The following is a 21,225-nucleotide window of genomic DNA, read 5'->3' on the forward strand; positions in this document are numbered from 1 at the left end:
CGATCAGGCGCGGGTCGCCCACTCGTACCGGTGTTCCGGACGGCCCGCGTCGCCGTACTTGAGGGTCAGCCGGGCCCGGCCGGTGCGTTCCAGCAGCTTCAGGTACCGCTGGGCGGTCTGCCGGCTCACTCCCGTCCGCTCGGCGATCTCCTGGGCCGACAGCGGACCTTCGGCGCTCAGCAGCGCCTGGCGCACCAACTCGGCCGTCGTGGGGGAGTGCCCCTTGGGCAGGCCGGGCTCCGACGGGGCGGACAGCGCGCCGAAGATGCGGTCCACCTCCGCCTGCTCGGCCTCACCCCCGCCGTCCAGGGTGCGCCGCAGCTCGGCGTACGCCTCCAGCTTGGCGCGCAGACCGGCGAAGGCGAACGGCTTCACCAGGTACTGCAGCGCCCCGTGCCGCATGGCGGCCTGGACGGTCGACACGTCCCGCGCCGCCGTCACCATGATCACGTCTGTCTCGTGGCCGCGCCGGCGCATCTCCTGGACGACCGCGAGACCCGTGCCGTCGGGCAGGTAATGGTCCATCAGGACCAGATCGAGCCGCGGCAGGGTCTCCACCCGACGCAGCGCCTCGGCCGCGTTGTGCGCCTCGCCGGCGACGTGGAAACCGGGGACTTTCTCGACGTAGGCGGCGTTGACCCGGGCCACCCGGATGTCGTCGTCCACCACCAGCACCTCGATCATCACGCCTCCTCCTCGGCGGTGGCCGGGACGTCCGTCGTCGCCTCGGCGGGCCCCGGGGACCCGGTGAGCGCCGGTTCCGGTTCCGGCTCGGTCAGCGCCTCGGGCAGCACCACCGTGAACGCCGCGCCGCCACCGGCCGCCGTGCCCACCGTGGCGCTGCCGCCCTGCCGTTCGGCGAGCCGGCGCACCAGGGAGAGTCCTATGCCCCGCTTGCCGTGCGCGGGCGGCGTCTTGGTCGACCACCCCGCCGTGAAGATCAGCTCCCGCTGCTCCTCGGGGATCCCGGGGCCGGTGTCGCGCACTCCCAGGACGACCGTACGGCCCTCGGTGCGCAGCTCGACCTCCACGCGCGCGTGCGGTGTGCCCCCGGCCGCGTCGAGCGCGTTGTCCACCAGGTTGCCGACAATGGTCACCAGCCCCCTGGGATCGATCAACCGGTCCGGGAGCCGCGTGTGCTCCGACACCCCCAGCGCGACGCCGCGCTCGGCGGCCACGGTCGCCTTGCCGACCAGCAGGGCGGCCAGCAGCGGGTCCTGGATCTTCTCGGTGACCTGCTCGGCGGTGGCCCGGTGGTCCCCGACCACCTCACCGACGAACTCGACGGCGTCGTCGTACATCTCCAGTTCCAGCAGCCCCAGCAGGGTGTGCATGCGGTTGGCGTGTTCGTGGTCCTGGGCGCGCAGGGCGTCGATCAGCCCGCGCGTGGAGTCCAGTTCGCGCCCCAGCTGCTCCAGCTCGGTGCGGTCGCGCAGGGTGGCCACGGCGCCGCCGTCGCCGGTGGGCATGCGGTTGGCGACCAGGACGCGCTGACCGCGCACGGTGAGCAGATCGGTGCCGGTCACCCGGCCGGCCAGCACGTCCGTCGTACGGCCAACGCCGATCGCCTCGTCCGGGGTCCGCCCGACGGCCTCGTCGCCGATGCCGAGCAGTCGGCGCGCCTCGTCGTTGAGCAGGCGGATCCGGCCGCCGCGGTCCAGTGCGACCACGCCTTCCCGGATGCCGTGCAGCATCGCCTCGCGCTCCGCGAGGAGCGCCGAGATGTCGGAGAAGGCCAGGTCCCGGGTCTGCCGCTGGACCCGGCGCGAGATCAGCCAGGCGGCCAGCGTGCCCACCGCCAGCGCGCCCCCGGCGTACGCGAACAGACCCGGGATCGCGCTGAGCAGCCGCGCTCGCACGCTGTCGTAGGCGATGCCGACCGAGACGGCCCCCACGATGCGGTGGCCGGCGTCGTACAGCGGTACCTTGCCGCGCGCCGAGCGTCCCAGGGTGCCCTTGTCGATCTCCATGACCTCCTTGCCGGCCAGGGCGTCACTGGGGTCGGTGGAGACGGGCCGGCCGACCTCCGACGGTGTGGGGTGCGACCAGCGCACCCAGTCGCGGTCCAGGACCACGATGTACTCGGCGTGCGTGGCCTTCCGGATCCGCTCGGCCTCCTGCTGCACCGGGCCGTTCGCGGTCGGCGGGGTGGTGCGGACGCCCTCGGCGATCTGCGGGTCCTGGGCCGTGGTCTCGGCGATGGCCAGCGCGCGGCGCATGGCCTCCTGGTCCAGCTGATCGCTCAGCGGTGCGAGGAAGAGCCCGGTCGCGAGCACCGCGACTCCCGCGGCGATCGCCACCTGCATCAGCAGCACCTGGGAGAACATCCGCCGTGGCAGCCCGAGGCGCAGGCGGCGTGCGGGGGGAGTGGGGCTCATACCCTCGACGGTACGTGGGTGGCCGGAAGCGCCCCAGGGGGGTGGGGTGTGGATCTCTTGATCCCTCGATCATGTATTGACCCGCCGATCAATCATTGACCGGGCGGACAGCGGCACCCGTTCGCTGACCGGGGGCGGCAATGTTGACCACATGATCGACCCGCCGGGTCGCCGAGCGAGAGTCGACCGCATGCGCCGGCCACCCGTCGCAGTCCCCTGAGCCGGCCGCACCCGCGTCGGCTAGCTCGCCAGCGCCGTCGGCCTCAGCTCACGCACCGCGACCACGTCCATCCGCGCCGGCGCACCGAGCACGTCCGCGCCACAGCTCTCCGGCCGGGGCGGCAGCGACGCCCCCTGGGCCACACTGACCCGCCACCGGCGGCTGTCGGCGTGGGCCACGGTGACCTCCCAGCGCGGGGCGGCACCCTCGGTCCGCACGACCGTGAGCACCCCTGCCCGGCACTCGCGCGCGGCCGACCGTACGGCCAGCTCGGCCGCCTGGCCGGGCCGCTCCCACGCGGAGCACCCCCGGCACCCGTCGAGGACCACGCGCCCCTCCCGCGCACCGCGCAGGGCCTCCCTGACCGTGCGGGCCTCGGCGCGGCCGTAGGCGTAGCCGTACGGCAGGACGAGCACCGTGGGCGAGAAGCGATGTCCACCCAGATGGGTGACCTCCCAGACGCCGCGCACCCCGGAGTCGGCCAGCTCGGTGGCGAGCGGACGGCCCAGGAGGGCGCAGCAGCGGTCGCGCTTGCCGTTGGTGCACACGAGCGCGAGCGGGTCGCCCCGGTGCGGCCGCCCGCCGAGCACGCCGCCGAAGGAACGGTGGTCGCCCGCCCCGAGGGCGGCGAAGTCGAGGTCGAGGAGGCGCTGCGGATCATGGGTGACGGCACCGTGCAGCCACCCGCGTCCGGGAACGGTGTGGGCCGCGTACACCTGACGGACCGGGGGCGTGCCGGGGTCGGCATGGCGGCCCGGGCGCCGGATGAGCGCGACGCGTACGCCGGTTTCGCCGGCGGCGGCCTCCAGTGCCCGGCCCAGCGCGGGGTCCAGGTGACTCGACGTGAGCGCCTTGGCGCCCCACGGGCCGGGCTGTTCCAGCAGCAGCCACGTCGTCGCCGTGGCAGCCGTGCCGGAAACCGGCTCGTCCAGACTTCGGGAGACGGTCGCACACCTACTCACAGAGGTGAGCCTAACCTGACTTCCCGCGGCGCGACTTACGGCCCCGCCGTGTCCTGCTCCGGAAGGGGCCGCGGCGGGCGCGGGCCGACGTAGTGGCCGCTGGGGCGCATGCGCAGCGGGCGCTCCCCGTACTCCTCCAGGGCGTGGGCGATCCAGCCCGCCGTCCGCGCGACGGCGAAGATCGTCTCGCCCGCGGTGGCCGGCATGCCGGAGGACGCGGTGAACACCGCCAGGGCCAGGTCCACGTTGGCGTGCAGCGGGGTGTGCCGGGCGGTCGTGGCGACGACGTCGCGGGCCGCGAGCAGTGCGGACTCCGCGCGCGGGACCTGTTCCAGGAGGCCGAACAGCACGCGCGCGCGGGGATCCTCGCCCGTGTACAGGCGGTGGCCGAGACCGGGGACGCGGCGGCCCGCGCGCAGTTCGTCGGCGATCACCGGGACCGCCGTGCCCTGGTCGAGCACGTCCAGGAGCATCCGGTGGGCCAGACCGCTGGCCGCGCCGTGCAGCGGGCCCTCCAGGACGCCCAGGCCGGCCGACACGGCCGCGTAGGCGTGCGCCCGCGCCGAGGCGGCGACCCGGACCGCGAGTGTGGAGGCGGCGAGGTCGTGGTCGGCGAGCAGGGCGAGCGCGGTGTCCAGGACGCGCAGGGACGCCTCGTCGGCCGGCCGGCCGGTGAGCCGGCCCCACAGCCGGTGGGCCAGCGGACCGTCGTCCTCGTGGCTGTGCAGGACCGGCGGCAGCGCGGCGACGAGGGTGGGGATGAGGATGCGCGCCGTGCTGAGCACGGCGTCCTCCGACAGGTCGAAGCGCAGCGGGTCCTCGGCCGCCGCGGCGATCGCCGCGACCCGCAGCCGGTCGACGGGGGAGGCGTGCTCGGAGAGGGCGTCCACCGCGCGGCGGGCGACCGCGACGGTCGCCTCGGGCGCGGTGAAGGTCGCCCCCGGGGTCAGCCGGCCCGTCCACAGCCACTCGGCGACCTCCTCGTAGGAGTGGCGGCCGGCCAGCTCGACGGCGTCCGCGCCGCGGAAGTAGTACCGGTCCTCCTCGATGAGGGTGATGCGGGTTCGGACGGACAGATCCCCGCCGGAGCCCGGAGTCCCGGCCGCCTCCCGCCGGTTGCGGCGGGCCAGCGCCTCCACTTCCCGGGCCTCGAAGGTGCTGGCCCGGGCGCCGGGTTCGCGTCTGCTGCTGAGCAGTCCGCGGCTCACGTACGCGTAGACCGTCTCGGGCTTCACACCGAGCAGTTCGGCGGTCTCCTTGGTGGTCAGCCGGCGCCCCGGATGGCGGGCGGCGGTGTCGTGATCGCGCATGGGGTCACCGTAGTCGTCTCTGCACATCTTGATGGCCATACATTGATGCAATCAATATTGACAAGAAATTAGTCATGCATGGACAGTCGAATCAAGTTCAGGGAGGAACACCATGGCCGTCAACAAGTCCGCAACCCCGCTCATCACCGCGCCGCGCGGCCTCGCCGGCGTCGTCGTCACCGACACCGAGATCGGCGACGTCCGGGGGCGTGAGGGCTTCTACCACTACCGCCAGTACTCGGCCGTCGACCTGGCCCGCACCCGCCGCTTCGAGGACGTCTGGCACCTCCTGGTCCACGGCACACTCCCGGACGCCCGGCGCGCCGCCGCCTTCGCCGCCGAGACCGCCGCGCTGCGGAGCCTGCCCGAGGAGGTCCGTGCCGCCCTGCCCGCGATCGCCGCCGCCGGCCGCCGCTCCGGACCGCTGGCCGGGCTGCGCACGGCACTGTCACTGCTGGGCGCCGCGCAGGACTTCCGGCCGGTGTACGACATCACCCCGGACCGCCGGCGCGCCGACGCCCTGGCCGCCTGCGCGGCCGTACCCACCCTGCTCACCGCGCTCCACCGGCTCGGCCGGGGACTCGACCCGGTCGAACCGCGCGAGGATCTGTCGTACGCGGCGAACTACCTGTACATGGTGACGGGCTCCGAACCGGATCCGCGCCGGGCCCGTGCGGTCGAGCAATACCTCATCTCAACCATTGACCACGGATTCAACGCGTCCACCTTCACCGCGCGCGTCATCGCGTCCACCGGCGCCGATGTGGCGGCCTGTCTGACCGGAGCCGTCGGCGCGCTGTCCGGGCCGCTGCACGGAGGCGCGCCCAGCCGGGCCCTGGACACGCTGGACGCGATCGGCACCCCCGACCGCATCGACGCCTGGATCCGCGAGCGGGTGCGCGCCGGCGAACGGATCATGGGTTTCGGGCACGCCGTGTACCGCACGGAGGACCCGAGGTCGCGGATGCTGCGCGAGATCGCCCTCGGCTTCGGCGGCCCCCGGGTGCACTTCGCGGTGGAGGTCGAACGCCGGGTGGAGGCGATCCTCGCCGAGCTCAAGCCGGGCCGGGAACTCCACACGAACGTCGAGTTCTACGCCGGCGTGGTCATGGAACTGTGCGGCCTGCCCCGGGAGATGTTCACCCCCACCTTCGCCGCGGCACGGGTGGTGGGCTGGAGCGCCAACATCCTGGAGCAGGCGGCCGACCCCAAGATCATCCGTCCGGTGGCCCGGTACGTGGGACCCGAACCCGTGAGGGTCGCCGCGGCCGCCGGGTGACCGTGCGGCCGTACCCCGCGCCGGCCGGGGGCCGACGGCGCACGCGGCCCGGCGGCGCAGGCGGCCCGGCGGCGCAGGCGGCCCGGCGGCGCAGGCGGCCCGGCGGCGCAGGCGCGGGCCCGTCGCGGGGCGGCCGCGACCACCGCCGGGCCGGTCGGGGTGCCGGCCGGCCCGCGTGCCGCTCGTATCCTGGACGCCCGGTCCATGTCCGTCCGCGCGCCGGGCCGCGAGCCGGTGTGCGCTGTGTGTCAGAGAGGTCGCCCGTTGAGGAACAGCTGGGGAGACAACGGCAGTCCGCAGCAGATCCCGGTGGTCGTACTCGCCGGTTTCCTGGGCTCCGGCAAGACCACGCTCCTCAACCACCTGCTGCACCGCAGCGGAGGCAGCCGCATCGGGGCGATCGTCAACGACTTCGGGGCCATCGAGATCGACGCGATGGCCGTCGCCGGCGCCCTGGGCGACTCGACCGTCTCCCTCGGCAACGGCTGCCTGTGCTGTGCCGTCGACGCGAGCGAACTCGACCTGTACCTGGACCGTCTCGCCGCGCCCGCCGCCGGCATCGACGTGATCGTCATCGAGGCCAGCGGGCTGGCCGAGCCGCAGGAACTCGTCCGCATGGTGCTGGCCAGCGAACACCCCCGGGTCGTCTACGGCGGCCTGGTCGAGGTCGTCGACGCCGCCGAATTCGACGACACGCGCGCGCGGCACCCCGAGATCGACCGGCATCTCGCCCTCGGCGACCTGATCGTGGTCAACAAGCTCGACCGGGCCGCGGACGGCGAGCGGGTGCTCGGCCTCGTGCGGTCCCTGGCCGGCGGCGCCGCCGTCGTCCCCGCCACCTACGGCCGGATCGACCCCGCGTTCCTCTTCGACTGCCGGCCGAGCGAGGAGCGCGTCGGGCAGCTGTCCTTCGACGATCTGCACGAGCACGCCGAGGACGGCGAGGAGCACCCCGGCCACCTGCACACCGGCTACGACAGCCTGTCCTTCACCGCCGAGCAGCCCCTGGACCCCCGCCGGCTGATGCGGTTCCTGGACAGCCGGCCCGAGGGGCTGTACCGGATCAAGGGGTACGTCGACTTCGGACCGTACGACACCCTCAACCGGTACGCCGTGCACGCCGTCGGCCGGTTCCTGCGCTTCTATCCCGAGCCGTGGCCGGCCGGCGAGGACCGCCGCACCCAGCTCGTGCTGATCGGTTCCGGCATCGACACCGAGGGCCTCGGCAAGGAGCTCAAGGGGTGCGAGCACGACGCCCCACACGCCGACGAGCACGGCATGTGGGGCGTACTGCGCTACGTCCAGGGTCCGGACGAGGCGGACCTGGAAGACCCGCCGGTCTAGAACACCGGTCCCGACACCACCGCCACCGTCTTCGGCAGCGACGTGCCCGAGCCGTCCCGGCGCGGGTCCGGCTCCGGCAGCTGCGCCGGGACGCCGTTCTTCTGCGCGGCGCGCGCGGGAGCCGGACCCGCCCAGGCCAGCGCCAGACAGTCCTCGCCCTTCAGGAACCGCTGGCAGCGCACGCCACCCGTGGCCCGGCCCTTGCGCGGGTACTGGTCGAACGGCGTCAGCTTGGCCGTCGTCTGCACGGAGTCGTCCAGCGTGCCGCGCGAGCCCGCCACCGTGAAGACCACCGCGTCGGCGGCCGGGTCGATCGCCGTGAAGGCGATCACCTTCGCGCCCTCGGCGAGCTTGATGCCCGCCATGCCGCCCGCCGGCCGGCCCTGCGGGCGCACGACGGAGGCCTGGAAGCGCAGCAACTGCGCGTCGTCCGTGATGAACACCAGGTCCTCCTCCCCGGTGCGCAGCTCCACCGCGCCGACGATCCGGTCGCCCTCCTTGAGGGTGATGACCTCCAACTCGTCCTTGTTGGACGGGTAGTCGGGCACCACGCGCTTGACGACGCCCTGCTCGGTGCCGAGCGCGAGACCCGGGGACGACTCGTCCAGCGTGGTCAGGCAGACCACCGTCTCGTCGTCCTCCAGGGAGAGGAACTCGGCCAGCGGAGCCCCACCGGAGAGGTTCGGCGCGGTCGCCGACTCGGGCAGCTGGGGCAGGTCGACCACGTTGATCCGCAGCAGCCGGCCCGCCGAGGTCACCGCGCCGATCACCCCGCGCGCGGTCGCCGGCACCGCCGAGACGATCACGTCGTGCTTGACGCGCTTGGCACCGGCCGCCTCCGCGAACGGCTCGGCGGTCGCCGTGCGGGCCAGCAGCCCCGTCGAGGACAGCAGCACGCGGCACGGGTCGTCGGCCACCTGGAGCGGCACGGCGGTCGCCGTGGCGCCCGTGGACTCCAGCAGGGCCGTACGCCGGTCGGTGCCGAACTTCTTCGCCACCGCGGCCAGTTCGGCCGAGACCAGCTTGCGCAGCTCCGCGTCCGACTCCAGGATCCGGGTCAGCTCCTCGATCTCCGCGGTGAGCTTGTCCTTCTCCGCCTCCAGCTCGATCCGGTCGTACTTGGTGAGCCGGCGCAGCGGTGTGTCGAGGATGTACTGCGTCTGCACCTCGCTCAGCGAGAAGCGCTCCATCAGGCGCTCCTTCGCCTGCGCGGAGTTCTCGCTGGACCGGATGATCCGGATGACCTCGTCGATGTCGACCAGCGCGGTCAGCAGGCCCTCGACCAGGTGCAGCCGGTCGCGCTTCTTGCCGCGGCGGAACTCGCTGCGGCGCCGGACCACGTCGAACCGGTGGTCCAGGTAGACCTCCAGCAGCTCCTTCAGGCCCAGGGTGAGCGGCTGGCCGTCGACCAGGGCGACGTTGTTGATGCCGAAGGACTCCTCCATCGGGGTCAGCTTGTACAGCTGCTCCAGGATCGCCTCCGGCACGAAACCGTTCTTGATCTCGATGACCAGGCGCAGGCCGTGCTCGCGGTCGGTGAGGTCCTTGACGTCGGCGATGCCCTGGACCTTCTTCGCGTTGACCAGGTCCTTGATCTTCGCGATGACCTTCTCGGGTCCGACCGCGAACGGCAGTTCGGTGACCACCAGGCCCTTGCGGCGGGCGGTGACGGGCTCGACCGAGACCGTGGCGCGCATCTTGAAGGTGCCGCGGCCGGTCGCGTACGCGTCCCGGATGCCGCCCAGACCGACGATCCGGCCGCCGGTGGGCAGGTCCGGGCCCGGGACGAACTTCATGAGCGCGTCCAGGTCGGCGTTCGGGTACCGGATCAGGTGGCGGGCGGCGGCGATGACCTCGCGCAGGTTGTGCGGCGGCATGTTCGTCGCCATGCCGACCGCGATGCCCGAGGAGCCGTTGACCAGCAGGTTCGGGAAGGCGGCGGGCAGCGCGACCGGCTCCCGCTCCTGGCCGTCGTAGTTCGGCGTGAAATCGACCGTGTCCTCGTCGATGGACTCGGTCATCAGGCTCGTCGCCTCGGCCATCCGGCACTCGGTGTACCGCATGGCGGCCGGCGGGTCGTCGTTGCCCAGCGAGCCGAAGTTGCCGTGGCCGTCGACCAGCGGCATGCGCATGGAGAACGGCTGCGCCATGCGCACCAGCGCGTCGTAGATCGACGAGTCGCCGTGCGGGTGCAGCTTGCCCATGACCTCGCCGACGACACGCGCGCACTTCACGTACGCGCGTTCGGGGCGCAGGCCCATCTCGTTCATCTGGTAGACGATGCGGCGGTGCACCGGCTTGAGGCCGTCACGGGCGTCCGGCAGGGCGCGCGAGTAGATGACCGAGTACGCGTACTCCAGGTAGGAGCCACGCATCTCGTCCACGACGTCGATGTCGAGGATTCTCTCCTCGAACGAATCGTCGGGCGGCGGGGTCTTCGTGCTGCGGCGGGCCATCGCTGCCGGCTCCTTGCTACTGAAGCGATTGACGGGTCTGACGCGGACCATTGTGGACCGCGGCACTGACAGCCCCGGCCGCGACCCGGTCCACTCCGGCGCCCGGCCGCCGCCGGGGCGCCGGTGCGGCCGGTGCCGGGCAGCCGGACCGTGCCGGTGCCCGTGCCGCCGCCGGACCGTGCCGGGTGCCTGCCCCCGCACCGGGAGGGTGTGCGCCCGGTGCCGGAGAGCCGTCCACGGCACGCCTGACGCAGGCTACGCGATCCGCTCTGGGCGTACGTCCCGCGGGAACTTCGCCGGGCCCTCGCACGCTTTGCATACAGTGGCAGGAACGGCAGGAAAACCGCGGTTTCCATCAACCGCCTCCGCTCGCGAAGGGACGTACATGCCCATGGGTCACACGACCACAGCCGAGGCAGGCTCCGGGGGCCTGACAGCGACCGAGCACCGCCTGGCCAACGGTCTGCGCGTGGTGCTCTCCGAGGACCACCTGACCCCGGTGGCGGCGGTCTGCCTCTGGTACGACGTCGGTTCCCGGCACGAAGTCAAGGGACGCACCGGCCTGGCTCACCTTTTCGAGCACCTGATGTTCCAGGGCTCCGGGCAGGTGAAGGGCAACGGCCACTTCGAGCTGGTGCAGGGCGCCGGCGGCTCCCTGAACGGCACGACCAGCTTCGAGCGCACCAACTACTTCGAGACCATGCCCGCCCACCAGCTGGAGCTCGCCCTCTGGCTGGAGGCCGACCGCATGGGCTCGCTGCTGGCCGCCCTGGACGACGAGTCGATGGAGAACCAGCGGGACGTCGTCAAGAACGAGCGCCGCCAGCGCTACGACAACGTCCCGTACGGCACCGCCTTCGAGAAGCTGACCGCCCTCTCCTACCCGGAGGGCCACCCCTACCACCACACGCCGATCGGCTCGATGGCGGACCTGGACGCGGCCACCCTGGAGGACGCCCGCCAGTTCTTCCGCACCTACTACGCGCCGAACAACGCGGTGCTCTCCGTGGTCGGCGACATCGACCCCGCGCAGACCCTGGCCTGGATCGAGAAGTACTTCGGGTCGATCCCGTCCCACGACGGCAAGCCCGCCCCCCGCGACGGCTCCCTGCCGGACGTCATCGGCGAGCAGCTGCGCGAGGTCGTCGTGGAGGAGGTCCCCGCGCGCGCCCTGATGGCCGCCTACCGGCTCCCGCACGACGGCACGCGCGCGTGCGACGCGGCCGACCTCGCCCTGACGATCCTCGGCGGCGGCGAGTCCTCCCGCCTGTACAACCGGCTGGTGCGCCGCGACCGCACGGCCGTCGCGGCCGGCTTCGGGCTGCTGCGGCTGGCCGGCGCGCCCTCCATGGGCTGGCTGGACGTGAAGACCTCCGGTGACGTCGAGGTGCCGGTCATCGAGACCGCCATCGACGAGGAGCTGGCCCGCTTCGCCGCGGAGGGCCCCACCCCCGAGGAGATGGAGCGCGCCCAGGCCCAGCTGGAGCGCGAGTGGCTGGACCGGCTCGGCACGGTCGCCGGCCGCGCCGACGAACTGTGCCGGTACGCCGTCCTGTTCGGCGACCCGCAGCTCGCCCTGACCGCCGTCAAGCGGGTCCTGGAGGTGACCCCGGAGGAGGTCCAGGAGGTCGCCAAGGCCCGTCTGCGCCCCGACAACCGAGCGGTCCTCGTCTACGAGCCCAAGTCCCCCGAGACCGTCGAGGACGCCCAGATCCCGGAGGACCCGGAGCAGGAAGCGACCGTGGAGGCGGGCCGCGACGACACCGAGAACGAGGAGACGGCCAAGTGACCGAGCTCGCCACGATGGAGTTCCACCCTCAGCCGCAGCCCGGTGAGGCCAGGCCCTGGGCGTTCCCGGCCCCCGAGCGCGGCACGCTGGACAACGGCCTGACCGTGCTGCGCTGCCACCGCCCCGGCCAGCAGGTCGTGGCCGTGGAGGTGCTGCTGGACGCGCCCCTGGACGCCGAGCCGGCCGGCCTGGACGGCGTCGCCACGATCATGGCGCGGGCCTTCTCGGAGGGCACCGACCGGCACTCCGCCGAGGAGTTCGCCGCCGAGCTGGAGCGCGCGGGCGCCACTCTCGACGCGCACGCCGACCACCCCGGCGTCCGGCTCAGCCTGGAGGTACCCGCCTCCCGGCTGGCCAAGGGCCTCGGCCTGCTCGCCGACGCCCTGCGCGCGCCGGCCTTCGCCGAGAGCGAGGTCGAGCGGCTGGTCCGCAACCGCCTGGACGAGATCCCGCACGAGCTGGCCAACCCCGCCCGCCGGGCCGCCAAGGAGCTGTCCAGGGAGCTGTTCCCGGCGTCCTCGCGCATGTCCCGCCCGCGCCAGGGCACCGAGGAGACGGTCGAGAAGATCGACGCCGCGGCCGTACGCGCCTTCTACGACCGCCATGTGCGGCCCGCGACGGCCACCGTGGTCGTCGTCGGCGACCTGACCGGCGCCGACCTCGACGCACTGCTCGGCGACACCCTGGGCGCCTGGACCGGCACCCCGGGCGAGCCCCGGCCCGTGCCGCCGGTGACCGCCGACGACACCGGGCGCGTGGTCATCGTGGACCGGCCCGGCGCCGTGCAGACCCAGCTGCTCATCGGCCGGGTCGGCCCCGACCGGCACGACCGGGTGTGGCCGGCCCAGGTGCTCGGCACGTACTGCCTCGGCGGCACCCTCACCTCCCGCCTGGACCGCGTCCTGCGCGAGGAGAAGGGCTACACGTACGGCGTGCGCTCCTTCGGGCAGGTCCTGCGCTCCGCGCCGGACGGCACGGGCGCCGCGATGCTCGCCATCAGCGGCTCCGTGGACACGCCGAACACCGGCCCGGCGCTGGAGGACCTCTGGAAGGTGCTGCGCACCCTCGCGAGCGAGGGCCTGACCGACGCCGAGCGGGACGTCGCCGTGCAGAACCTGGTCGGCGTGGCGCCGCTCAAGTACGAGACCGCGGCGGCCGTCGCGAGCACCCTGGCCGACCAGGTCGAGCAGCACCTGCCCGACGACTTCCAGGCGACGCTGTACCAGCAGCTGGCCGCCACGGGCACGGTGGAGGCCACCGCGGCCGTCGTGAACGCCTTCCCGGTGGACCGTCTGGTGACGGTCCTCGTCGGCGACGCGGCACGGATCAAGGCGCCGGTCGAGGCGCTCGGCATCGGTGAAGTGACCGTCGTGGCGGCCGAGTAGCCGAGCGGCGGCACGCGCGTGGGGCCCCGGCGACCGGTCGACGGACCGCCGGGGCCCCACGCTGTTCCACTCGCTCCCTCAGATGCCCGTTTTGGGGCGGAGGTTGCCTGTCTGCCCTGTGGGATGCGCTACAAACCGAGGGATTCGTTTGAGGATTGAAAGCGGGCCGCCGTAGCGTCGTCCGGGCTGTTCGTCAGGCAGTGCGCCGCAACCGCGGCACCGGACAGCCATCGCCGAGTCCCCGTACGGCGCGAGCCAGGGGAGCCGGGGACCCATGCAGTCCCTGGGGTGAATCGGGCGCCCGCCAGGGGGCCCGTAGGAGACCTTCCTGCTCCGAACCCGTCAGCTAACCCGGTAGGCGAGAGGGAAGGAAAGGACCAGCCACTTCATGGCGTTCATGTGCGCCACCGGGAAGCACCGCAAGCCCGGCCGGGTCAAGCGGACCACCGCCCAGGCGGCCGGCGTCGCGGCCCTGACCACCACCGGTGTGATCGGCACCCTCGCCGCCTCCCCGGCGCTCGCCGCGGAGAACTCCACCGAGCAGACCGGCCTCACCCCGGTCCTCACCGTGAGCGACGACGTCGCCGAGCAGATCGACGCGCAGGCCGCCGCCCAGCAGCAGGCCGCCGACGAGCGGGCGGTCGAGGCAGCCGCGGCGAAGCTGGCCGCCGAGAGGGCCGAGGAGGTGCGCGAGGCCAGGGCCCGCGCCGCCCGCGAGGCCGAGCGCAAGCGGCTGAACGCCTTCGTCAGCCCCATCGCGCACTCCTACGTCTCCACGGCCTACCAGGCGAGCAGCGGCCTGTGGTCCTCCGGTTCGCACACCGGCATCGACTTCCACGCCGCCAGCGGCACCGCCGTCCACGCTGTGGGCTCCGGCACGGTCGTCTCCACCGGCTGGGGCGGCGCGTACGGCAACGAGATCGTGATCCGGATGGCCGACGGCATGTACACCCAGTACGGGCACCTGTCCTCCATCGGCGTCACCGTGGGCCAGAAGGTCGTCCCGGGCCAGCAGATCGGCCTGTCCGGCGCCACCGGCAACGTCACGGGCCCGCACCTCCACTTCGAGGCGCGCACGACCCCCGACTACGGCTCGGACATCGACCCCGTGGCCTACCTCCGCAAGCACGGCGTGAACGTCTGACGCGCACCGCACGCCCCTCCGAAGCCCCGGCTCACCGAGCCGGGGCTTTCGTCGTTTTTCACGGCTTCCGCCGGATGTGCTGACCAAAAAATATCCATGGATTACGACCCGCCGTCGGCAATTACCGCTCACTGGAATAGAGTCACGGAACACGCGTCGGCGACGGCGTTTCACGGGGATTAATGCGGAGGTCGGTCATGCGTATTCCGGCGCACTCGGTGTGCACGGCGATCCGGGACGACATCGTCGCCGGTGTCTACGAGCGCGGCAGCCGCCTCACCGAGGAAGTACTGGCCCGCCGCTACGGCGTCTCGCGCGTCCCCGTGCGGGAGGCGCTGCGCACGCTGGAGGCGGAGGGCTTCGTGGTGACGCGCCGGCACGCGGGCGCGTGCGTGGCCGAGCCGACCGAGCAGGAGGCCGCCGACCTGCTGGAGATGCGGATGCTGCTGGAGCCGCTGGGCGCAGCGCGGGCCGCCCAGCGGCGCACCGAGGCCCATCTGAAGGTGCTGCGCGGGCTGGTACGGCTCGGTCAGGAGCGGGCCCGGCGGGGGCACAGCGAGGATCTGCGCTCGCTGGGCGGCTGGTTCCACGAGACCCTCGCGCAGGCCTCCGGCAGCCCGTCGCTGACCTCGATGCTCACCCAGCTGCGGCACAAGATCGCCTGGATGTACGCGGTGGAGGCGCCGTCGAGCCCCGTCGACTCCTGGACGGAGCACGGGGCGATCGTCGACGCGGTGGCGCGCGGGGACGGCGAGCGCGCGCGGGCGCTCACGACGCTGCACGCCGAGCGTGCGGCGGGCGCGCACCGGCTCCGCTTTTCCGGTGCCGCGGAGCGTGTGAGGACTTCGCAACATGCCGTAAACACATCGGGCCAGCGACATTAACACGGGCGCCGTATACAAAGAGAGTAATTCGGTGGCGGGGTGTTTTCGCCTGCCCGAATTCAAGGGCGCCCGGAATTACGGCGATGCGACCGGCGCACACCCGAAGTGAAACAGGGATGAATCCGCCGGACCGCCCGCCGGAAAAAGCGCGAGCCGGCGAGGGCGTACAGAGTGGACCGGCGAGGGCGTACGGCGCGGACCGGCGAGGGCGTACGGCGTGGACCGGCGAGGGCGTACGGCGCGGACCGGCGAGGGCGTACGGCGCGGACCGACGGGCGCGTACGGAGTGGACCGACGGGGCGCGTACGGCCCGGGCGGGCGAGGGCGTCCGGCCTGGGCGGGCGGGAGCCGCGGCGCGGGCCGCGGACGGACGGTGGAAAGCCCGCGGCACGCGGACGCATCGGGTGCCCATGGCGCGGGGCGCCCGCACACGGCGAAGCCGCGCCGCCCCGTGGGGCGAACGCGGCTCCGGCGCTCTGTGCGAGGTCGCTCAGACGGTCTCGGGCAGCTCTTCCAGGCCCTCGGAGACCAGCTTGGCCAGACGGTCGAGGGCGGCGTCCGCACCCTCGGCGTCGGACGCGAGGACGATCTCCTCGCCACCCTGGGCGCCCAGGCCCAGGACGGCCAGCATGGAGGCCGCGTTGACGGGGTTGCCCCCGGCCTTGGCGATCGTCACCGGGACGCCTGCGGCCGTGGCGGCTCGGACGAAGATGGAGGCGGGGCGGGCGTGGAGGCCCTCGGCCCAGCCGACGTTGACGCGGCGCTCAGCCATGTGTTGCTGCCCTTCGGTGTTCAGGGTTGTCTAGACCAGTTTCCCACATCGTGAAGGGTGCCCGGAAGGGACCTCCGTCCCCTCCGGTGCGGCGCCGGACCGCGGCCTCGGTCCGGCTTCCCGTCCTCCACAGACTGCCTCGCGCCCTTGTCGGACGCGAGCCGTACTCTGGGGCCCATGCAGACCTCGGCGGACCGGCAGGACCGGCACCAGTACCCCGCCCACTGGGAGGCGGACGTGGTGCTGCGCGACGGTGGCACCGCGCGCATCCGGCCCATCACCGTTGATGACGCCGATCGCCTGGTCAGCTTCTACGAGCAGGTCTCGGACGAGTCGAAGTACTACCGCTTCTTCGCGCCGTACCCACGGCTCTCCGCCAAGGACGTCCACCGCTTCACGCACCACGACTTCGTGGACCGGGTGGGGCTCGCCGCCACCATCGGCGGCGAGTTCATCGCCACCGTACGCTATGACCGCATCGGCGCCGACGGACTGCCCGCCTCCGCGCCCGCGGACGAGGCCGAGGTCGCCTTCCTCGTGCAGGACGCCCACCAGGGCCGGGGCGTCGCCTCCGCCCTGCTGGAGCACATCGCGGCCGTCGCGCGCGAGCGGGGCATCCGCCGTTTCGCCGCCGAGGTGCTGCCCGCCAACAACAAGATGATCAAGGTGTTCACGGACGCCGGCTACACCCAGAAGCGCAGCTTCGAGGACGGCGTCGTCCGCCTGGAGTTCGACCTCGAACCCACCGACCGCTCCCTCGCCGTCCAGCGTGCCCGGGAGCAGCGCGCCGAGGCCCGATCGGTACGGCGGCTGCTCGCCCCCGGCTCCGTCGCGGTCGTCGGCGTCGGCCGCGCCCCCGGCGGGGTGGGCCGCAGCGTCCTCGGCAACATCCGCGACGCCGGATACCCCGGCCGCCTGCACGCCGTGAACAAGGCGTTCCCCGAGGACTTCAAGGAGGTCGACGGGGTGCCCGCGCACCGCTCGGTGCGGGACATCGGGGGGCCGGTGGACCTCGCCGTCGTCGCCGTACCGGCCGAGCACGTGCCGGCCGTGGTCGCCGAGTGCGGGGAGCACGGGGTCCAGGGGCTCGTCGTGCTCTCCGCCGGATACGCGGAGAGCGGCCCCGAGGGGCGCGAACGGCAGCGGGCCCTGGTCCGGGCCGCTCGCGCGTACGGCATGCGGATCATCGGGCCGAACGCCTTCGGGATCATCAACACCGCCCCGGACGTCCGGCTGAACGCCTCGCTCGCCCCGGAGCCTCCCCGGCCCGGCCGGATCGGGCTGTTCGCCCAGTCCGGCGCCATCGGCATCGCCCTGCTGTCCCGGCTGCACCGGCGCGGCGGAGGCGTGACCGGGACCACCGGCGTGTCCACCTTCGTCTCCGCAGGCAACCGCGCGGACGTCTCCGGCAACGACGTCCTGCAGTACTGGTACGACGACCCGGAGACCGACGTCGTGCTCATGTACCTGGAGTCCATCGGCAACCCCCGCAAGTTCACCCGTCTCGCCCGGCGCACGGCGGCGGCGAAGCCGCTGGTGGTGGTGCAGGGGACCGGCACGGCACCGCCGGGACACGCGGTACGGGCCACCCGGCTGCCGTACGCGACGGTCTCCGCGCTGCTCCGGCAGGCCGGCGTGATCCGGGTCGACACCATCACCGAGCTGGTCGACGCCGGGCTGCTGCTCGCCCGGCAGCCGCTGCCCGCCGGGCCGCGCGTGGCCATCCTCGGCAACTCCGAGTCGCTGGGCGTGCTGACGTACGACCGGTGTCTCGCCGAAGGACTGCGGCCGGCGCGGCCGGTGGACCTGACCACGGGGGCGTCGGCGGAGGACTTCCACCGGGCGCTGACGCGGGCGCTGGCCGACGACACGAACGACGCCGTGGTCGTGACGGCGATCCCCGCGATCGGGGAGGCGTCGCCGGAGGAAGCGGAGCTCGCCGAGGCGTTGCGGTCGGCCGCCGCCACGGTCCCGGGCAAGCCGGTGCTCGTGGTGCACGTGGAGCTCGGAGGACTCGCCGAGGCGCTGTCGGCTGCGGCGAGCACCGCGCCGGCGGCCGTGGCGAAGACCCCTGGCACGGATGACGGTCCCCGGACCCCCGCGCCCCCGGAACCCCTCGGGCGGCGGGACGCTTGGTCCGGGCGGGAGGACGCTTCGTCCCGGTGGGAGGGCGGCTCGCTCGGGCGGCGGGACGCTTGGTCCGGGCGGCAGGACGCCTCGCCCGGAGTGGGGAACGGCTCGTCCGCGGCGGGGGGCGCCCCGCCCGGGCGGGAAGACCCCCGGCGCCCCGTGGAACGGCCGCCCGCCGCGGTGGCGGCCGCGCCTCCCGAGGGCGCCCACCTCATCCCCGCCTACCCGGCCGCCGAGCGCGCCGTGCGGGCGCTCGCCGAGGCCGTCCGGTACGGACAGTGGCGGCGGGAGGCGGCCGACCCCGGCAAGGTGCCCGAGTACGACGACATCGACGAGAAGGGCGCCGCCCGGCTGATCGGTGAGCTGCTCGCGCGCGGGGAGGGGCTCACCATCCCGGACGCGCAGACCTGCGAGCTGCTGGGCAGGTACGGCATCCCCGTGCGCCGCGCCCTGCCCGCGCCCACCCCGAACACCGCCGCCGAGGCCGCCCGCGCGCTCGGCTACCCGGTGGCCCTCAAGGCCACCGCCCCGCACCTCAGGCACCGCGCCGACCTGGGCGGCGTACGCCTCGACCTCGCGGACGAAGAGCAACTGCTGCGTGCCTACGCCGAGTTGACCGAGCTGTTCGGGCCACCGGAGGAGCTCCGGCCGGTGGTGCAGGCCATGGCGCCCAGGGGGGTCGACACCGTCGTCCGCGCGGTGATCGACCCGGCGGCCGGGGCCGTGCTCTCCTTCGGCCTGGCCGGGGCCGCCTCCCAGCTGCTCGGGGACATGGCGCACCGGCTGATCCCCGTCACCGACCGGGAGGCCACCTCGCTGGTGCGGGCCATCCGCACGGCGCCGCTGCTCTTCGGCTGGCGCGGCTCCACACCCGTCGACACGCCCGCGCTGGAGGAGCTGCTGCTGCGCGTGTCCCGGCTGGTCGACGACCATCCCGAGGTGGTCGCGGTCACCCTGGAGCCGGTCGTCGTCGCCCCGCACGGGGTGAGTGTCCTCGGCGCCACCGTACGGCTCGCGCCCCCGCCCGCCCGCGACGACCTCGGCCCGCGGACGCTGCCGGCCTACTGAGCGGGGCAGGGGGACCCCGTGAACACCACCGACCGCCGACCGCCCGACGCTCCGGCCGCCCCCCGAGCCGCCGGGCCCCCGCCCCCTCCAGCCCCACCCCCTCCACACCCCGGCGGAGCCACACACCCGCGCACCCGCACCCGCGCACCCGCCACCCGCACCCGTCACACAGACTGCGCGCGCGTGCGCGCCGGCCGTTCCCGGTCCCGGTGACTGGCCCGGACCGCCCTTGCCCACGGATTAGGATGGACGCCATGGCCAAGACCAGTACGACGACCCAGGGGCTGCGCGCGGCGATCGAGCGCAGCGGCTACTACCCGGCCCTCGTGGCCGACGCGGTGGAGGCCGCCGTGGGCGGCGAGCCGATCCGGTCGTACCTGGTCCACCAGGAGACGACGTTCGACCAGAACGAGGTCCGCCGGCACGTCACCGTGCTGGTCCTCACCGGCAACCGCTTCATCGTCAGCCACACCGACGAGCAGGCCGCCGACAGCACCTCCCCGACGCCGTACGCCACCACCTCCACCGAGTCCGTGAAGCTCGACCGGATCTCCTCCGTCGTGGTGAGCCGCGTGGTCGCGAATCCCGAGCAGTACGCCCCCGGCACGCTGCCGCGCGAGGTCGTGCTGACCATCGGCTGGGGCGCGGTCAACCGCATCGACCTGGAGCCCGCCGCCTGCGGCGACCCCAACTGCGACGCCGACCACGGCTACACGGGCAACTCCACGGCGGACGACCTCAGCCTGCGCGTCAGCGAGGCCGGGGACGGCCCGGAGACGGTGCGCCAGGCGCTCGCCTTCGCGCAGGCCATCTCGGAGGCGACCGCGGACCTCACGCGCTGATGTCCCAGCTCTCCGCCTGGGACCACCCGGAACCGCTCGCCCTGGAATCCGCGCCGCTGCCCGAGTACGGCACCGGCTCCCTCGCCGACCTGCTGCCCACGGTGGCCGCGGGCATGGGCGTGCCCGGCCTGACCGCCACGATCGAGGAGCTGGCCCCGGCCGACCGGGTCTGCGTCTTCCTCATCGACGGGCTCGGCTGGGAGCAGCTGCGGGCCCATCCCGACGAGGCGCCCTTCCTGACCTCGCTGCTCGGCAGCTCGCGCGGCGGCACCGGCCGCCCGCTCACCGCGGGCTACCCGGCGACCACCGCGACCTCCCTCGCCTCCGTCGGCACCGGCCTGCCCCCGGGCGCCCACGGCCTGCCCGGGTACAGCGTGCGCAACCCGGACACCGGCGCGCTGATGAACCAGCTGCGCTGGCAGCCGTACACCGAGCCGCGCCCCTGGCAGCCGTACCCCACCGTCTTCCAGCTGGCCCACGAGGCGGGGGTGCACGCAGCCCAGGTGTCCTCGCCGGCCTTCGAGCACACCCCGCTGACCAAGGTCGCGCTCAGCGGCGGCCGCTTCCACGGCCGGCTGAGCGGCGAGGAGCGCATGGACCTCGCCGCGGCGCAACTGGCCGCCGCCGACCGCGCCCTGGTCTACACGTACTACGCCGAACTCGACGGCTCCGGACACCGCTACGGCATCGCCTCCGACACCTGGCGCGGCCAGCTCATGTACGTCGACCGGCTGGCCCAGCGGCTCGCGGAGCAGCTGCCGCCGCGCAGCGCCCTCTACGTCACCGCCGACCACGGCATGGTCGACGTGCCCTTCGACGAGCAGCACCGCATCGACTTCGACGAGGACTGGGAGCTGCGCGCCGGCGTCGCCCTGCTCGGCGGCGAGGGCCGGGCCCGGCACGTGTACGCGGTGCCGGGCGCCCGGAACGACGTCCTGACCGTCTGGCGCGAGGTGCTCGGCGAGCAGTTCTGGGTCGCCTCGCGGGACGAGGCGATCGCGGCGGGCTGGTTCGGGCCGCGGGTGGACGAGCGGGTGTACCCGCGGATCGGGGACGTGGTCGCCGCCGCGCACGACGACGTCCTGCTCATCGCCTCCGAGCGGGAGCCGAAGGAGTCCGCGCTGGTCGGCAACCACGGTTCGATGACCCCGGCCGAACAGCTGGTCCCGCTCCTCGAAGTGCGCTCCTGACGGGCCTCACGTACCCTCCTGGAGCTCCCGCCGTACGCCCCGAAGCGCCCCCACCGACCTGCGCGCGCCCCC

At 73.6% G+C, this 21,225-nt stretch carries 15 protein-coding genes and 1 riboswitch; of the genes, 9 read left to right on the forward strand and 6 right to left on the reverse strand.

The window, feature by feature from the left end; genetic code table 11:
- Nucleotides 1-3 precede the first annotated feature (3 nt).
- The 4 genes from ABZ576_RS07105 to ABZ576_RS07120 all read right to left on the reverse strand — a co-directional run bounded on the left by ABZ576_RS07105 (nt 4) and on the right by ABZ576_RS07120 (nt 4,870).
- Nucleotides 4-684, reverse strand: a complete 681-nt coding sequence (locus ABZ576_RS07105; protein WP_360736877.1) for a response regulator — start codon at nt 682-684, stop codon at nt 4-6.
- A complete protein-coding gene (locus tag ABZ576_RS07110; RefSeq protein ID WP_360736879.1) occupies nt 684-2,378 on the reverse strand; it encodes a sensor histidine kinase in 1,695 nt (564 codons plus the stop codon). The genes ABZ576_RS07105 and ABZ576_RS07110 overlap by 1 nt, the downstream gene beginning before the upstream one ends.
- Nucleotides 2,379-2,618: 240 nt before the next feature.
- Nucleotides 2,619-3,560: a sucrase ferredoxin gene (locus ABZ576_RS07115; RefSeq protein ID WP_360736881.1), complete on the reverse strand. Its 942-nt coding sequence runs from the start codon at nt 3,558-3,560 to the stop codon at nt 2,619-2,621.
- Between the two features lie 35 nt (nt 3,561-3,595).
- A complete protein-coding gene (locus ABZ576_RS07120; protein WP_360736883.1) occupies nt 3,596-4,870 on the reverse strand; it encodes a citrate synthase in 1,275 nt (424 codons plus the stop codon).
- Between the two features lie 112 nt (nt 4,871-4,982).
- On the opposite strand from ABZ576_RS07120, the gene ABZ576_RS07125 reads away from it, so the two are divergent.
- Together ABZ576_RS07125 and ABZ576_RS07130 are read left to right on the forward strand one after the other, a co-directional pair.
- Nucleotides 4,983-6,149, forward strand: a complete 1,167-nt coding sequence (locus ABZ576_RS07125; protein ID WP_360736885.1) for a citrate synthase — start codon at nt 4,983-4,985, stop codon at nt 6,147-6,149.
- Nucleotides 6,150-6,413: 264 nt separating this feature from the next.
- The gene (locus ABZ576_RS07130) at nt 6,414-7,493 is read left to right on the forward strand and encodes a GTP-binding protein (protein ID WP_360736887.1); all 1,080 of its coding nucleotides are present in this window, start codon (nt 6,414-6,416) and stop codon (nt 7,491-7,493) included.
- Here the strand turns inward: ABZ576_RS07130 and ABZ576_RS07135 are convergent.
- Nucleotides 7,490-9,949, reverse strand: coding sequence for a DNA topoisomerase IV subunit A (locus ABZ576_RS07135; protein ID WP_360736891.1), 2,460 nt, complete (start codon nt 9,947-9,949; stop codon nt 7,490-7,492). The genes ABZ576_RS07130 and ABZ576_RS07135 overlap by 4 nt on opposite strands.
- A gap of 385 nt (nt 9,950-10,334) precedes the next feature.
- On the opposite strand from ABZ576_RS07135, the gene ABZ576_RS07140 reads away from it, so the two are divergent.
- The 4 genes from ABZ576_RS07140 to ABZ576_RS07155 all read left to right on the forward strand — a co-directional run bounded on the left by ABZ576_RS07140 (nt 10,335) and on the right by ABZ576_RS07155 (nt 15,151).
- Entirely contained in the window at nt 10,335-11,738 is a 1,404-nt protein-coding gene (locus tag ABZ576_RS07140; RefSeq protein WP_360736893.1) for a pitrilysin family protein, read from the forward strand.
- Nucleotides 11,735-13,123: a pitrilysin family protein gene (locus tag ABZ576_RS07145; protein ID WP_360736895.1), complete on the forward strand. Its 1,389-nt coding sequence runs from the start codon at nt 11,735-11,737 to the stop codon at nt 13,121-13,123. The genes ABZ576_RS07140 and ABZ576_RS07145 overlap by 4 nt, the downstream gene beginning before the upstream one ends.
- 221 nt (nt 13,124-13,344) lie before the next feature.
- Nucleotides 13,345-13,499, forward strand: a riboswitch (cyclic di-AMP (ydaO/yuaA leader).
- Nucleotides 13,500-13,511: 12 nt separating this feature from the next.
- Nucleotides 13,512-14,267, forward strand: a complete 756-nt coding sequence (locus tag ABZ576_RS07150; protein WP_360736897.1) for a M23 family metallopeptidase — start codon at nt 13,512-13,514, stop codon at nt 14,265-14,267.
- A gap of 197 nt (nt 14,268-14,464) precedes the next feature.
- On the forward strand, nt 14,465-15,151 hold the full coding sequence (locus ABZ576_RS07155; RefSeq protein ID WP_360736900.1) for a GntR family transcriptional regulator: 687 nt from the start codon (nt 14,465-14,467) through the stop codon (nt 15,149-15,151).
- Nucleotides 15,152-15,641: 490 nt separating this feature from the next.
- On the opposite strand, the gene ABZ576_RS07160 is transcribed toward ABZ576_RS07155, so the two are convergent.
- Nucleotides 15,642-15,923: an HPr family phosphocarrier protein gene (locus tag ABZ576_RS07160; protein WP_014675499.1), complete on the reverse strand. Its 282-nt coding sequence runs from the start codon at nt 15,921-15,923 to the stop codon at nt 15,642-15,644.
- Between the two features lie 177 nt (nt 15,924-16,100).
- On the opposite strand from ABZ576_RS07160, the gene ABZ576_RS07165 reads away from it, so the two are divergent.
- The 3 genes from ABZ576_RS07165 (at nt 16,101) to ABZ576_RS07175 (ending at nt 21,153) form a co-directional block, all read left to right on the forward strand.
- Nucleotides 16,101-19,121, forward strand: coding sequence for a GNAT family N-acetyltransferase (locus ABZ576_RS07165; RefSeq protein WP_360736903.1), 3,021 nt, complete (start codon nt 16,101-16,103; stop codon nt 19,119-19,121).
- A gap of 245 nt (nt 19,122-19,366) precedes the next feature.
- Nucleotides 19,367-19,963, forward strand: a complete 597-nt coding sequence (locus ABZ576_RS07170; protein ID WP_360736906.1) for a DUF5998 family protein — start codon at nt 19,367-19,369, stop codon at nt 19,961-19,963.
- Nucleotides 19,963-21,153 carry a nucleotide pyrophosphatase/phosphodiesterase family protein gene (locus ABZ576_RS07175; RefSeq protein ID WP_360736908.1) on the forward strand — a complete coding sequence of 397 codons (1,191 nt, stop codon included), beginning with the start codon at nt 19,963-19,965 and terminating at the stop codon, nt 21,151-21,153. The genes ABZ576_RS07170 and ABZ576_RS07175 overlap by 1 nt, the downstream gene beginning before the upstream one ends.
- The last annotated feature ends 72 nt before the right edge of the window (nt 21,154-21,225 follow it).

Source organism: Streptomyces sp. NPDC013455 (assembly GCF_040632975.1).
In the GTDB taxonomy this organism is placed as follows: domain Bacteria; phylum Actinomycetota; class Actinomycetes; order Streptomycetales; family Streptomycetaceae; genus Streptomyces.